The sequence below is a fragment of the Aureimonas sp. AU20 genome, from assembly GCF_001442755.1.
Taxonomy (GTDB): Bacteria; Pseudomonadota; Alphaproteobacteria; order Rhizobiales; family Rhizobiaceae; genus Aureimonas.
On record NZ_CP006367.1, the window covers coordinates 130,520 to 144,118 of the forward strand.

Annotated in this window: 11 protein-coding genes; 3 read left to right on the forward strand and 8 right to left on the reverse strand. The window is 68.6% G+C overall.

Translation table 11 applies throughout. The features are described from left to right. Positions 1-30: 30 nt before the first annotated feature. Together cysG and M673_RS00575 are read left to right on the forward strand one after the other, a co-directional pair. Positions 31-1,497, forward strand: coding sequence for a siroheme synthase CysG (cysG, locus tag M673_RS00570; RefSeq protein WP_244493203.1), 1,467 nt, complete (start codon positions 31-33; stop codon positions 1,495-1,497). Positions 1,498-1,706: 209 nt separating this feature from the next. After that, entirely contained in the window at positions 1,707-2,351 is a 645-nt protein-coding gene (locus M673_RS00575; RefSeq protein WP_061972798.1) for a nucleoside triphosphate hydrolase, read from the forward strand. A 7-nt stretch (positions 2,352-2,358) separates the two neighbouring features. On the opposite strand, the gene M673_RS00580 is transcribed toward M673_RS00575, so the two are convergent. Beyond that, positions 2,359-3,288 carry an AEC family transporter gene (locus M673_RS00580; protein WP_061972799.1) on the reverse strand — a complete coding sequence of 310 codons (930 nt, stop codon included), beginning with the start codon at positions 3,286-3,288 and terminating at the stop codon, positions 2,359-2,361. Between the two features lie 680 nt (positions 3,289-3,968). Further along, positions 3,969-5,465 carry a CoA-acylating methylmalonate-semialdehyde dehydrogenase gene (locus M673_RS00585; RefSeq protein WP_061972801.1) on the reverse strand — a complete coding sequence of 499 codons (1,497 nt, stop codon included), beginning with the start codon at positions 5,463-5,465 and terminating at the stop codon, positions 3,969-3,971. Positions 5,466-5,574: 109 nt separating this feature from the next. Here M673_RS00585 and M673_RS00590 point away from each other — a divergent pair, with 109 nt between their 5' ends. Further along, on the forward strand, positions 5,575-6,456 hold the full coding sequence (locus M673_RS00590; RefSeq protein ID WP_061972802.1) for a LysR family transcriptional regulator: 882 nt from the start codon (positions 5,575-5,577) through the stop codon (positions 6,454-6,456). 200 nt (positions 6,457-6,656) lie between these two features. On the opposite strand, the gene M673_RS00595 is transcribed toward M673_RS00590, so the two are convergent. The 6 genes from M673_RS00595 to M673_RS00620 all read right to left on the reverse strand — a co-directional run bounded on the left by M673_RS00595 (position 6,657) and on the right by M673_RS00620 (position 13,599). After that, the gene (locus tag M673_RS00595; protein ID WP_061972804.1) at positions 6,657-8,459 is read right to left on the reverse strand and encodes a hypothetical protein; all 1,803 of its coding nucleotides are present in this window, start codon (positions 8,457-8,459) and stop codon (positions 6,657-6,659) included. Positions 8,460-8,464: 5 nt separating this feature from the next. After that, positions 8,465-9,577, reverse strand: coding sequence for a protein-glutamate methylesterase/protein-glutamine glutaminase (locus tag M673_RS00600; protein WP_061972805.1), 1,113 nt, complete (start codon positions 9,575-9,577; stop codon positions 8,465-8,467). 5 nt (positions 9,578-9,582) lie between these two features. Next, positions 9,583-10,479 (reverse strand): CheR family methyltransferase, encoded by an 897-nt coding sequence (locus tag M673_RS00605; protein ID WP_061972807.1) that lies wholly within the window; start codon positions 10,477-10,479, stop codon positions 9,583-9,585. 4 nt (positions 10,480-10,483) lie between these two features. Beyond that, positions 10,484-11,005: a chemotaxis protein CheW gene (locus M673_RS00610; RefSeq protein WP_061972809.1), complete on the reverse strand. Its 522-nt coding sequence runs from the start codon at positions 11,003-11,005 to the stop codon at positions 10,484-10,486. 72 nt (positions 11,006-11,077) lie between these two features. Next, on the reverse strand, positions 11,078-11,542 hold the full coding sequence (locus M673_RS00615; RefSeq protein ID WP_061972810.1) for a chemotaxis protein CheW: 465 nt from the start codon (positions 11,540-11,542) through the stop codon (positions 11,078-11,080). Positions 11,543-11,553: 11 nt separating this feature from the next. After that, a complete protein-coding gene (locus M673_RS00620) occupies positions 11,554-13,599 on the reverse strand; it encodes a chemotaxis protein CheA (protein ID WP_061972812.1) in 2,046 nt (681 codons plus the stop codon).

Consider the following 13,599-nt stretch of genomic DNA (forward strand, 5'->3'; position numbering starts at 1 on the left):
TCCCAGGCCGCCCGCACGCGCCCGCAGCGCATGGGCGAGCTTGCGACGCTGCCGGTCTTCTTCGACCTGAAGGAGAAGCGCGTCGCCATGGCCGGCGGCTCGGAGGGTGCGGCCTGGAAGGCCGAGCTTCTGGCCGCGGCCGGCGCCCATGTCGATCTCTACTGCGAGGCGGACGACATCTCCGACGAGATGCGCACCGTTCTCGCCCTCCGCTTCGCGGACGGCGCGATCCGGCATCACGACCGGCCCTGGGCGCTGGATGTCTTCGAGGGCGCGGCGCTTGCGGTGGCCGATTGCGAGACGGAGGCTCAGGCGCAAAGCTTCTATTGCGCGGCGAGGCAGGCCGGCGTTCCCGTCAACGTCATCGACAAGCCTGATTTTTGCCAGTTCCGCTTCGGCACGATCGTCAACCGCTCGCCGGTCGTGGTCGGCATCTCGACCGACGGCGCGGCGCCCATTCTCGGCCAGGCCATCCGCCGCCGCATCGAGACGCTGCTGCCGGCGACGCTCACCGGCTGGGCAAGGCTCGCCGCCAAGGTGCGCGCCGAGGTGATGGACCGGCTCCAGCCCGGCCCGGCGCGCCGCGCCTTCTGGGAGCGCTTTTCTGACGAGGCCTTCACCCGCCGCGCGCCGGACGAGGTGGCCGAGGCAGACGCGCGCCGCTTCGTGCGCGACCTCGCCAACCGCCCGCAGGCGGGCGGGCGCGTCACGCTGGTCGGCGCCGGCCCCGGCGAGGCGGAACTCTTGACGCTGAAAGCCGTGCGCGCCCTGCAGGCGGCCGACGTCATCCTGTTCGACGATCTCGTGTCCGACGACATTCTGGAGCTGGCCCGCCGCGAGGCCAAGCGCATGCTGGTCGGTAAGCGGGCGAGCCGCGATTCCTGCCGCCAAGAAGACATCAACCGGATGATGGTGCAGTTCGCCAAGGCCGGAAAGCATGTCGTGCGCCTGAAGTCGGGCGACGTCTCGGTCTTCGGTCGCTCGGGCGAGGAGATCGCGGAACTCAAACGCGAAGGCATCCCCGTCGCCATCGTGCCGGGCATCACGGCGGCCTCGGCGCTCGCCGCCGGCTTCGGCGTCTCGCTGACGCACCGGGACCGCGCCCAGCAGGTGCGCTTCGTCACCGGCCATTCGCAGAAAGGTGGGCTGCCGGACGATCTCGACTGGCAGGCCCTGGCCGACGACCATGCCACGACGATCTTCTACATGGGCGGGCGCATGGCGCCGCGCATCGCGGAGCAGCTGATCGCCCATGGGCTTCCGGCCGAGACGCCCGTCGCCGTCGCCGCCTCGATCTCGCGGCCGGAGGAAACGCGCCTCGTCGGCACGCTGGCGACGCTCGCCGACATCGTCGGGCGCATCGGCGTCGAACGGCCGATCCTGATCGGCGTCGGCCGCGTCTTCGCCGATTGCGAGCCGGAAAGCCTGACCGGCTTCGAGCCGGAGCGCGACCGGGGGGCTGGCGAAACCTCCCGCCTTCAGGCAAAGGCGTTCTGAGAGACTGTTTGATAACACGGTCGGGTCGGCCCGCCGGTGCTTTTCCGCCGTCGCTTCGTTGCCAATCCTCGCCGATGCCGCAGGCATCGACTGCGTTTGGCGCCTCGCGAACGGCGAAAAATCCCTCGGCGGCCCTCCGCCGGCGAGTTGTCAAACAGTCTCGGACGCGGGAAGCGGAGTGCCTTCCCGAACCGGGGAGACAGGATGCCATGACCGAACGCTCGACGCTCGCAGCCCTGACCGACGCGCTTCTCAGCGAAGAGGGCGAGCGCCGGCGCATCGTCGCCATCGCCGGCTCGCCCGGCTCGGGCAAGTCCACCACGGCGGAATCACTGAAGGAGCGGCTGAACGCGCGCCGCGCGGGCGTCGCCGACATTCTACCGATGGACGGCTACCATTTCGACGACATGGTTCTGAACGCGCGCGGCGACCGGCCGCGCAAGGGCGCGCCGCACACGTTCGACCTCGACGGGTTCCGCGCCATGCTGGAGCGCCTGAAGCGCGACGAGGGCCGCGAAGTCGCCGTGCCGGTCTTCGACCGCTCCATCGAGATCGCCCGCGCGGGTGCGCGCATCATCGCGCCCGACGTGCGCATCATCCTGGCGGAGGGCAACTATCTCCTCCTGGACGAGCCGGGCTGGCGCGATCTCGGCGCCTTGTTCGACCTCACGGTGATGATCGAGGCCCGCGAGGAGGTGCTGATCGAGCGCCTGACCGAGCGCTGGCTCGGCTTCAACTACGGGCCGGAAGCCCTGATCGAGAAGCTGGAAGGCAACGACCTGCCCAACATGCGCCGCGTCCTGTCGAACAGCCTGCCGGCGGACATCGCCATCCGCAGCGACGGCGGCGCCTGAACTTCGATCAGGCGCCTCCCCCCAGCCAGAGCGCCAGCACGATCCAGAACGGCAGCGTGACGACCGAGAGCGCGGAGGAGGCGACGAGGACGCCGCCGGCCTCCGCCCCGCCCTCGCGATAGACCGAGGTGAGGATCGTTCCGACGAAGCCGGAGGGGATCGCCATGGCGACGATGGCGCGCGTTTCCAGCGTGCCGGGCAGATGGATGAGCGTGCAGGCGAGCAGCGCGACGGCGGGCTGCACGATATTGGTGGCAAGGACGCCCCACATCACCGCGCGGGTCGGGCGAAGCTGCTGCGTCGACAGGATGACGCCGGTCAGGAACAGGCCGGCGCCGGCGGTGGACTGCGCGAGCGGACGCAGCGCCGAGACGAAAAGATCGGGAAAGGGCAGATCCAGAAAGGCCACGACGAAGCCGAGCGTCGGGATGATCGTCATGGGCTTCAGAAGCGCGGCCGAGACGGCGCGCAGCGGATGGCCGCCGCGCTGCATCTCCAGCCGGACGAAACAGGCCAGGATCACGGTGAGCGTGCCGACGAGATTGGCGACCGCCAGCGACACGGCGGCGTCCGGCCCCTCCAGCGATTGGAACAGGGCGAGCCCGATGCCGCCGAGATTGGGCATGCCGACGGTCAGCGAATAAAGCGCGGCGGTGACGGGCGTGAAACCGGCGCGCTTGGCGTACCAGAGGCCGATCGCGAAGCCCGACAGGAGCGAGGCGCCGTAGACGACCGTCGGCACCAGCTCGGGCGCGAGCAGCTGGCGCGGCGCGGTGACGATGGCCAGAGCCAGCGAAACCGGCAGCGCGAACTTGGCGATATAGGCGCCGAGCATCTCGGTCGCATGCGGGTTCACCCAATGCCTTCGCCCGGCCACGAAGCCGAGCCCCAGCATGAAGAAGACCGGCGTCAGCACGAAAACGAGCGTCTGGATCATGGGGCGGCGGTTCGCTTGGAATGAGGATTCGAGACTAAGAGCACCTAACAGAACGTCATGGGGTTGGCTGGCCTTAGTCTTTCCGCCATGGACTTCGTCACGAATGCTTGGCCCTGCGCCCTCGCATCGACTGCGCGTCGCTCCGTGCCCCCGACGAAAATCCCTCGACCATCCTCCGCCCAGAGGTTTTGTTAGGCGCTCCAAAAGGCTGTTTGACAACTCGGCGGTAGAAAGCCGCCGAGTGATTTTGCAACGTTCGCGAGGCGCCCAACTTGAATGACGCGAGGCGGGCATCGGCGAGGATTGGCAACCAAGCGGCGGCGGACCGACCCGACCGAATTGTCAAACAGCCTCTACGACCTTCGGGCTCGGCCGGCCGGTTCCCTTTTCCGCTGATGTCGCCACGAACGGCGACGCTCCGCCGCCGGCATCGCGTCCGCCTCGCATCTCGCCAACGGACAAGTTTCCTCGCCCCGCCTCCCCGCCCGCCTTTGTCGTTCCGCGGTTTGGAACAGCAAAGGCCGGCGGGGTTGCCGCCGGCCTTTGGCAGGTTTGGGGAGGGATGGGAAGCCGGAAGCCCGCAGCAGGGAACGGGCCGGCGCGATGGTCCACCCGCTTTACCCTCGCGGAGGTTCGGCCGCACGAGCGCGCCGGGCGCGCCTCCCCTCGCCGGACGAGCTCTATCGCATGACCGGCATGGAGAATTCCGCGCCCGACTTGATGCCCGACGGCCAGCGGCTGGTGACGGTCTTGGTGCGGGTCCAGAACTTGATGGAATCGGGCCCGTGCTGGTTGAGATCTCCGAAAGAGGAGCGCTTCCAGCCGCCGAAGGAATGGTAGGCAAGCGGGGTCGGGATCGGCACGTTGATGCCGATCATGCCGATCGGCACGCGCGAAGCGAAGTCGCGGGCGGCATCGCCGTCGCGGGTGAAGATGGCGACGCCGTTGCCGTATTCGTGCTGGGTCGGCAGCGCGAGCGCTTCCTCATAGTCCTTGGCGCGGACCACGGTGAGAACCGGGCCGAAGATTTCCTGGGTGTAGATGTCCATCTCCGGGCGGACATGGTCGAACAGGCAGGCGCCGACGAAGAACCCGTCCTCGTAGCCCTGCATCTTGAAGCCGCGCCCGTCCACCGCGAGCGTGGCGCCTTCCGCGACGCCCTTCTCGACCAGGGAGAGGATCTTCTCCTTGGCGGCCTTGGTGACGACCGGACCGAAATCGGCGGTGCTGTCGGTGGCCGGGCCGATTTTCAGCGCCTCGACCTTGGGCACCAGCTTCTCGATCAGCGCGTTGGCGGTCGCCTCGCCCACCGGCACGGCGACGGAGATCGCCATGCAGCGCTCGCCGGCCGAGCCGTAGCCAGCGCCGATCAGCGCGTCCGCCGCCTGATCGAGATCGGCGTCGGGCATGATGATCATGTGGTTCTTGGCGCCGCCGAAGCACTGGGCGCGTTTGCCGCGCTTGGTGGCCTCGGCATAGACGTAAGAGGCGATCGGCGTCGAGCCGACGAAGGACACGGCCCCGATTTCGGGATGGGTGAGAATGCCGTCCACCGCCGCCTTGTCGCCGTTCACGACCTGCAGCACGCCCTTGGGCAGGCCGGCCTCGATCATGAGTTCGGCAAGGCGCATCGGCACGGAGGGATCGCGCTCGGAGGGCTTGAGGATAAAGGCGTTGCCGCAGGCGATCGCGGGCGCGAACATCCACATCGGGATCATGGCCGGGAAGTTGAAGGGCGTGATGCCCGCGCCGATGCCGACCGGCTGGCGGATCGAATACATGTCGATCCCCGGGCCGGCGCCTTCCGTGAACTCGCCCTTGATGAGGTGCGGAATGCCGATCACGAACTCGCAGACTTCCAGCCCGCGCACGATGTCGCCCTTGGAATCCTCGACCGTCTTGCCGTGCTCGGCCGACAGAAGCTCGGCCAGTTCCTGCATATGGGTGTTGAGGAGTTCGACGAACTTGATGAAGACGCGGGCGCGGCGCTGCGGGTTGACGGCCGACCACTTGAGCTGGGCGGCTCGGGCGGCGTCCACCGCGCTTTGAAGCTCGGCCTCGCTGGCCAGCGCGACGCGGGCGCTCACCTGCCCCGTGGCGGGGTTGAACACATCCGCCGTGCGGCCCGACGTGCCCGCGACATGCGCGCCGTCGATGAAGTGCCCGATCTCTTTCATGGCCGTTCTCCCATTTTCGTTAGGCGCCAGAGAGCCGCAGCGCGGACTTGAAATCAAGCAAAACTCCTGCGCATCCGTTGTGCGTGGATTGAAGCGCTGGAGATGAGCGGTGAATTGGGACGATGTGCGCGTGTTCCTGGCCGTGGCGCGGGCCGGGCAGATTCTGGCAGCCTCCCGCCGGCTGGGGCTGAACCATGCGACCGTCGGCCGGCGGCTCGACGCGCTGGAGGCGGCGCTCGGCGCCAAGCTCTTCGACCGGCGGCCGAACGGCTGCGAGACGACGCGCGAGGGCGCCGACTTCCTCGCCGCCGCCGAGCGGATGGAGGCGGAGATGCTGACGGCGCGCGCAAGCTTGGGTCGCAGCGAGGCGCAGCTTTCCGGCACCGTGCGGATCGGCGCGCCGGACGGGTTCGGCACCGCCTTTCTGGCGCCGCGCCTTGGGACCCTGACGGAGCGCCATCCCGGCCTGACGATCCAGCTCGTGCCGGTGCCGCGCGCCTTTTCCATCTCGCGGCGCGAGGCCGACATCGCGATCACGGTGGAGCGGCCGGCGCAGGGGCGGCTGGTGGCGCGCCGGCTCGTTACCTACGCGCTCGGCCTCTACGCCGCGAGCCTCTATCTCGACCGGTTCGGCCGGCCCGAAACGGCGGCGGACCTCCGGCAGCACCGGCTGGTCGGCCATGTCGAGGATCTCGTCTACAGCCCGTCGCTGCACTATGCCGGCGAGATCCTGGCCGACTGGCAGAGCCGCTTCGAGATTTCCTCCGCACTGGGGCAGACCGAGGCCGTGGCGGCGGGCGCGGGAATCGGCATTCTCCACGCCTTCATGGCGGCGGGGCGGCCGGGACTGGAGCGGGTTCTGCCCGAGCGGGAGATCCGGCGCGAATACTGGCTGACCACGCACGAGACGGCGCGAGACCTCGCCCGCATCCGCACCGTGGCCGACTTCATCGCCGAGCTGGTTCAGGCCGAGCGGGCGTTGTTCGGCTGAGACAGGCAGGACATCAGGGGAGACGAGGCCGCATCGGCAGGCCGCAAGTGGCTGAGCAAAATCTTGGGTCGCGTGAACGAAGACCGCAGGAGACCGGCCCGACATCGATCTCGGACAGGCTCCAAGACCCTCTCAAGACAAAGGCCGGGCGGGCATTCCTGCCCGTCCGGCCTCTCAAGTCGTTCGATCGAACCCGTCTGTTAGAACAGGAGATCGTCGATATCGTCGCTCGCCGGCGCGGCGGCTGCGGCCTGGACGGCGGGGGGCAGGCCGACGCCGCGGAACGAGGCTTCGAAGATCGCCCGCTCCTCGGCCATCGTGTACTGGCCGGCCAGAAGACTGTGCAGGCGCAGCGCGTCTTCCGGCGTGATCGCTTCGTCCGGCAGTCCGTCGCGGATCACCCGCAGCTGGTCGATCGTCTGGCGCATCAGGGCGCAGCCTTCGACATGCGGCGTCATCAGGCTGGCGATGGTGCGGATGCGCTCGTCGAGGCCGCGCGCGTTGGTGGCGGCGTCGCGCAGCTTGTCGAGGCAGGCCGCCTCGATGCGCGACAGGATGTCGGTCGCGGTGTTGAAGCGCTCGGCGATCCAGGTCTCGGACGTGGCGATCTGCGGCAGGATCGTGCCTTCCAGCTCGCGCGTCGCCGACACGGCCATCTCGATGCCTTCGCGCACGAGGTCGGCCTGTGACTTCGCGACGGTGGCCTGCTCGCGGATCTCGCGGGCGATGTAGCCGATCGTCTCGTCACCCGAGTCGACATGGGCGGCGCGCACGGCGGCGTTGAAGCCGGCAAGGCGCAGCGTGTGCTCGAGCGAGGCCAACTCGTCCGTCATGGCGATCAGCGGGCCGGCGGCCTCGACGCACTCGTGAAGCGAGGCAGCGATCTGGCGGCGGTCGTCCTCGCCGCGCTCGAAGCGATGGCGCACCTTGGTGGCCTCCGCTTCCAGAACCGCGATGGCGCTCTTGCCGCCATTGCCGGCGTCGTCGGAGAAGAGCGAGGACAGAAGACGGCTGCTTTCCACGATCTCGACGGCCAGGACATCGAGATTGGCGTGAACCTCGCCCATCTTGGTCTCGTAGAGCTCGGTCAGGCTGGTCAGCTGCGCGATCTCGAGTTCAACGATCCGGCGGATCGTCAGGAGCCGCGACTTGCCCTCGAAGGGGGCGCCGTCATGCGTGAGACGGCCGGTCTCGGCCAGAAGGAACAGGCGCTCCAGATTGGTCAGCGTGTGTTCCAGGCGCTGGCGGGCGATGTCGTGGAACTGAAGGCCCATGACGACGCCGCCGACGGCGTCGCGGATCACCGAGAAGGAGCGATGGGCCGCCTCGCGCGTGGTCGACGCCGCGTCGCGCTCCTGCGCCAGGCGCCGGTTGAGCGAGCGGAACTGGAAGGCGAGACTCGCCTCCCCCACCAGCGCCCGGCCGCCGACGCGCGCGTCGATGGCGCGGCTTTCGGCGATGTGGCCCTGAACGGTGCGCACGCGCGCGTCGAGCGCCCGGGCGACGGTCTGGCCGGAGCCGACGAGTTCGTGGACATGCTCGGTGAAGGGCACGAGCACGTCGCGCGCCTGCGTCATGCCCTCGACATGGGTGCGCGCGACGAGCACGACATAGTCGAGAAGGCGAAACACGAGCGCCACGGCCGAGGCGCCTTCGGACGCGGTCACGACGCCTTCCGACAGGACGCGCAGGATGCGCGAGCGCTCGCCGGCCAGCGTTTCGAGCTGCGTGGCGGTGGACGCCGCCTCGGACAGGAGCGTCTCCACCTGATCGCCCTCGGTGGAGGCGACGGCCTCCGTCGACTGGCGGATGGAGTCGCGCACCGTGCCGATGCGCCGGTGCAGCGTCTGGAGATCGTTGCCGGCGCCGAGATACACGGCCTCGGACGAAACGTTCCACTGGTGGACGAGCGTCAGAACCTCGCGCAGCGGCGCTGTGTGCGCGTCGCTGAGAGCGGAGTCGATGATCTCGATGGTCTGGGCGGGAGCGGTTGAACTGGCCATCGGGATTACCGTGCGGTGGCGGCGCGGGCCGCGGAACGAAGGGGCTGGTCGTGGCCGAAGCGGACGATTTCGGCCGGGATGCGCTCGAGGGGCAGTTCCTGCTCCACCGCGCCCGCCTTCATGGCTTCCTTGGGCATGCCGTAGACGATGCAGGTGGCCTCGTCCTGGCCGATCGTGTGGGCGCCGGTCTGGCGCAGCTCCAAAAGGCCCTTGGCGCCGTCGTCGCCCATGCCGGTCATGATGATGCCGAGCGCGTTGGCGCCGGCCGAGCGCGCCGCCGAGCGGAACAGGACGTCCACGGACGGGCGGTGACGCGTCACCAGCGGCCCGTCGCGCACCTCGACATGGTACTGCGCGCCCGAGCGCTGGAGAAGGAGATGCTGGTTGCCAGGCGCGATCAGCGCCAGGCCCGGCATCAGCCGATCACCCGTCACCGCCTCGCGCACCTCGATCTGGCACAGGCCGTCGAGACGCTTGGCGAAGGCCGAGGTGAAGCCGGCGGGCATGTGCTGGACGATGGCGATGCCCGGCGCGTCGGCGGGCAGCGTTTCCAGAAGGCGCCGCAGCGCCTCGGTTCCGCCCGTGGAGGCGCCGATCACCACGACCTTGTCGGTGGTGCGGTCGATCGGGCGGCCGGTGGAGGGCGGCAGCACGGCGTCGGCCGTCAGCTTGGCCTGCGGCGCGATCGGCGCGGCCGGAGCTCTGCGGGCGCGCACGGTGGCGTGCGAGGCGGCGCGCACGGCGTCGGCGATGCGGGTGCGCGATTCCAGCAGGAACTGCGGCGTGCCCATCTTGGGCTTGGCGATGATTTCCACCGCGCCCGCTTCCAGCGCCTGCAGCGCCATCTTGGAGCCGGTCTCGGCCAGCGAGGAGCAGATCACGACCGGGATCGGACGCTGGCTCATCAGCTTCTGGACGAAGGTGATACCGTCCATGCGCGGCATCTCGATGTCGCAGATGATGACGTCGGGCACTTCGTCCCGCATCCGCTCGGCGGCGAAATACGGGTTGGAGGCCGTTCCCATGACCACCATGTCGGCTTCCGCCGACACGATCTCCGACAGGACCTGACGGACGCTGGCGCTGTCGTCGACGATGAGGACGCGAATAGGCTTCATGGCGATCAGTCCTCCAGACGCTGATAGATGTTGCCGCGAACGAGCCGCAGCGGCAGCGAGCCGGAGCGCGTCGTGTCGGAATGGCCGAGAAACAGGAGACCGCCGGGGCGAAGATGGCGGCACAGCTTGGCCACTACCGCTTCCTGGGTCTTGGGCTCGAAGTAGATGAGCACGTTGCGAAGGAAGATGATGTCCATCTTCGACTTCACATGATACTCGCTGTGCATCAGGTTCAGCTGGCCGAACTGGACGCGCTGGCGCAGTTCGGGCGCCATGCGCACCGCCTCGCTCTTGGGGTCCTTGGCGCGCAGCACGTAGCGGTCGCGCATCGGCTGGGGCACGTTGGCCACGTCCTCGGCGCGGTAGATCGCCTCGCGCGCGGCCGTCAGCACCTTCACCGAGATGTCGGTCGCCAGGATGTTCCAGTCCCAGCGCGCGGCGCCCTCGGACGCGGCGTCCAGCACCATGGCGAGCGTGTAGACCTCCTGCCCGGACGAGCAGGCCGCGCTCCAGGCGCGCAGCTGGCGCGAGCCGGAATTGGCGAGCAGCCGGTCGAGTTCGGCCGCGTCGAGATAGTCGAAATGCGTGCGCTCGCGGAAGAACGAGGTCTCGTTGGTGACGACGGTGTCGACGAAGTTCTGCAACTCCTGCGCCCGCTCCGTGGGGGAGCGCAGAAGCGCGACGTAGTCGTCGAAATTGTCCAGACCATTGGCGTGGAGGCGGCGGCGAAGCCGCGTCTCCAGCATGGTCTTCTTAACGGACGAAAGCGTGATGCCGCAATGTTCGTGGACGAGGCGGACAAGGCTTTCGAAGGCCTTGTCGCCGAGTTCCACGCGGGTCCATTGAGGGATCGCCTCGGGCGCCGGATCGATGAAAGTCTGGGAACGAGCGGCGCCTGGCATGATCTCAGGCCGCCTTTGCTGCGAGAAGCGCGCGATCGGTGGCGCCGAACAGCTTCTCCACCTTGAGGAGCGTCAGGAAGGATTCGCCGCGCCGGCCGAGGCCCTGCACGAAGTCGTTGCTCCAGGCCTCGCCGACATGGGGCGGGGCTTCCAGCGTCTGGTCGGACAGATCGGCCACCTCGTGCACGGCGTCCGCGATCACGGCCAGCGTGTGGAGATGTTCGTCCAACTCGAACTCGAGGACGACGATGCGCGTCTCGGGCCCGATCTCGCGATGCTCGCTGACCGGCATGGCGAGGCGACGCTTGAGATCCACCACCGGGACGCCGACGCCGCGCACGTCGATCATGCCGAGCAGGCTTTCGGGCGCGTTGGCCATACGCTGGATCGGCTTGTGATCGAGAACCTCGCGCACCTGGCGCACGTTCACCGCGAAGGCGGCCGAGCCCAGCTGAAAGGTCAGCATCTCGTTGTTGCTGTCGTCGTCCTCGTCGTCGGCGCGGGAGGATTGGAAGGGCGTGTTCATGCTCTCATCCTGTGAAATCGGCTCGGCGGCAGCGCATAGGAATGAAGGGTGAGGGTGGACGGCGGGGCCGGCTCAAGCGTCTTCCAGGAGCCGCTCGACATCGAGCAGCACCACGAAGCGTCCGTCCTGGCGCACCACGCCGTCGAGATAGCGGCTCGGCCAGCGCGTGCCGTATTCCGGCATGGCCTCGACCTCGGCGGCGCGAACGTGGATGACCTCGAACACGGCATCGGTCTTGATGCCGACATGGAAGGTCTCGCCGGCGGCGGCGACCTCGGACACGATGAGCCGGGTCGACTCGGTGTCCGTGGTCGGCTCCATGCCGAAGCGGTTGCGAAGGTCGATGAGCGGCAGGACATTGCCGCGCACGTTGACGAGACCGGGGGCGAAGGCCGGCGCGTTGGGAACGCGGGTCATCGCGGGCGGGTCGAGAACCTCGTGGACCAGGGCGACCTTGATCCCGAAGAGGTCGTCCCCGAGGGCGACGGTCAGATAGTCCTGCAGCGAGGGATCGTTGGTCTCGGTGATCTGCGACATGGGGCGCTCCGTCAGGCTGCGATGCGTTCGGCGCGGGGCTGGCCCACGAACCGCGCGAGGGGGTTCACGTCGAGAATGAGCGCCACGGCGCCGTCGCCCAGGATCGTCGCGCCGACAAGGCCGGGCGTCTTGGCATGGAGCGGCGACAGCGGCTTGATGACCGTCTGGTGCTGGCCCACGACCTGGTCCACCACGACGCCGAGCTTGCCGGCCTCGCTTTCGGTGACCACCACGATCGCGCCGCGATCATTGGTGCCGAAGACCTCGTTCATCCACAGGAGCGGCACGAGCGTGCCGCGAATGTCGACGAAGTTGCGACCGCCCGAAGCCCGCGATTCCACCGCGGCCAGCTCGACGCATTCCTCGACGCTGGTGAGCGGCAGGATGCACTGCGCATCGCCGATCGCCACCTGAAGGCCGTCGATGATGGCGAGCGTCAGCGGCAGGCGCAGCATGAAGCGCGTGCCCTCGCCGGGGCGCGTTTCGATCTCGATCGTGCCGTGCAGCTCGTTGATCGTGCGCTTCACCACGTCCATGCCGACGCCGCGGCCCGACAGGTTGGACACCGAGGCCGCAGTCGACAGGCCGGGATGGAAGATCAGCTCGTCGATCTCGCGGTCAGGCGGCGTCACGCCCTCCGGCACGATGCCGGCGGCCTGGGCCTTTTCCAAGATACGGGCGCGGTTGAGGCCGGCGCCGTCGTCCTCGATCGTGATGACCACTTCCGTGCCGGCCTGGCGGGCCGACAGGCGCAGGAGGCCGCGCTTCGACTTGCCGGCGGCCTCGCGGCGCTCGGCCGATTCGATGCCGTGGTCGCACGAGTTGCGGATGATGTGGACCATGGGATCGCCGAGGCGATCGAGCACGGTCTTGTCGAGCTCGGTCTCCTCGCCGGAGAACTGGAGGTCGATATCCTTGCCGAGATCCGAGGAAATGTCGCGCACGACGCGGCGATAGCGGCCGAACAGCGTCTCGATCGGCACCATGCGCATGCCCATGGCGGAGTCGCGCAGGTCCGACGACAGACGCTCGATCTCCTCGGCCACGGTGGTGAGCACCGGGTCGTGCCGGTTGCGGGCGAGCGCGGACAGGCGGGCCTGGGCGATCACCAGCTCGCCGACCTGGTCGAGCAGCATGTCGAGGCGCGAGGCGGACACGCGCACATTGGCTTCCTGCGCCGCGGCCTTGCCCTCGCTCGGGCCATCGGCCTTGGCGGGCTTGGGGGCGGGAGCGGGCGTCGGCGCGGCGGCCTTGGCCACAGGCGCGGCGGGCGCGGCGGAAACGGGCGCGGCGACAACCGGAGCCGGAGCAGCCGGCGCGGCAGCGGCGGGGGCCCGAGCTTCCTCGTCGGCGAGCTCGTCGATGCGGACCGCGTCGGGGCCGTCCACGAAAATGAACACGTCCTCGATCGCCGAGCGGCCCTTGGAGGTGGAAAGCTCCATGTCCCAGCCGAGATAGAGCTCGGTCGGAACCAGCTCTTCCAAGCCCGGCAGAGCGGAAAGATCGGCGGCGACGTTCAAGGGCCCGAGCTCGCGCAGCTCGTCCAGCAACGCCAGAGGATTGGTGCCGAAGGAAAGCGCGTTACGCTCGAGCCGCAGACGGATGCGGAAGCGCTGCAGCCCTTCGCCGGCGGAAGCCGCGACCGGCGCTGCCGCTGCGGCAGCGGCCGCCGGAGCGGAAATGCCGGCCCCGTCGACCTCGGCCAGAAGCGCGTCGGCCAGCCGGCGGCTTTCGGCGGAATGGTCGCCGTCGCTTTCGAACAGGAGCTTGCGGATCTGGTCGGCCGCCTGGAGAAGAAGGCTGACAAGCGCGGGCGTGACCGCGGCCTTGTCCTGACGCACCTTCTCGAAGGCGTTTTCCAGTTCGTGAGCGAAGGCCGCCATGGCCGGAGGACCGAACATGCCGCCCGAACCCTTCAGCGTATGAAGGGCGCGGAAGGTGGTGTTGATCAACTCGCGGTCGGTCGGCCTCTTTTCCAAGTCGAGCAGCGCTGCTTCGAGTTGTTCCAGAAGATCACGCGCTTCGTTGAGGAAGACTTCGAGCATATCGCCGCCCAT

Coding starts and splice junctions, on each gene's coding strand:
- M673_RS00610 (WP_061972809.1), bottom strand. CDS start 11,005: ATGAACACGCCCTTCCAATCCTCCCGCGCCGACGACGAGGACGACGAC.
- M673_RS00615 (WP_061972810.1), bottom strand. CDS start 11,542: ATGTCGCAGATCACCGAGACCAACGATCCCTCGCTGCAGGACTATCTG.
- M673_RS00600 (WP_061972805.1), bottom strand. CDS start 9,577: ATGAAGCCTATTCGCGTCCTCATCGTCGACGACAGCGCCAGCGTCCGT.
- M673_RS00575 (WP_061972798.1), top strand. CDS start 1,707: ATGACCGAACGCTCGACGCTCGCAGCCCTGACCGACGCGCTTCTCAGC.
- M673_RS00580 (WP_061972799.1), bottom strand. CDS start 3,288: ATGATCCAGACGCTCGTTTTCGTGCTGACGCCGGTCTTCTTCATGCTG.
- M673_RS00620 (WP_061972812.1), bottom strand. CDS start 13,599: ATGGGCGGCGATATGCTCGAAGTCTTCCTCAACGAAGCGCGTGATCTT.
- M673_RS00605 (WP_061972807.1), bottom strand. CDS start 10,479: ATGCCAGGCGCCGCTCGTTCCCAGACTTTCATCGATCCGGCGCCCGAG.
- cysG (WP_244493203.1), top strand. CDS start 31: ATGGGCGAGCTTGCGACGCTGCCGGTCTTCTTCGACCTGAAGGAGAAG.
- M673_RS00585 (WP_061972801.1), bottom strand. CDS start 5,465: ATGAAAGAGATCGGGCACTTCATCGACGGCGCGCATGTCGCGGGCACG.
- M673_RS00595 (WP_061972804.1), bottom strand. CDS start 8,459: ATGGCCAGTTCAACCGCTCCCGCCCAGACCATCGAGATCATCGACTCC.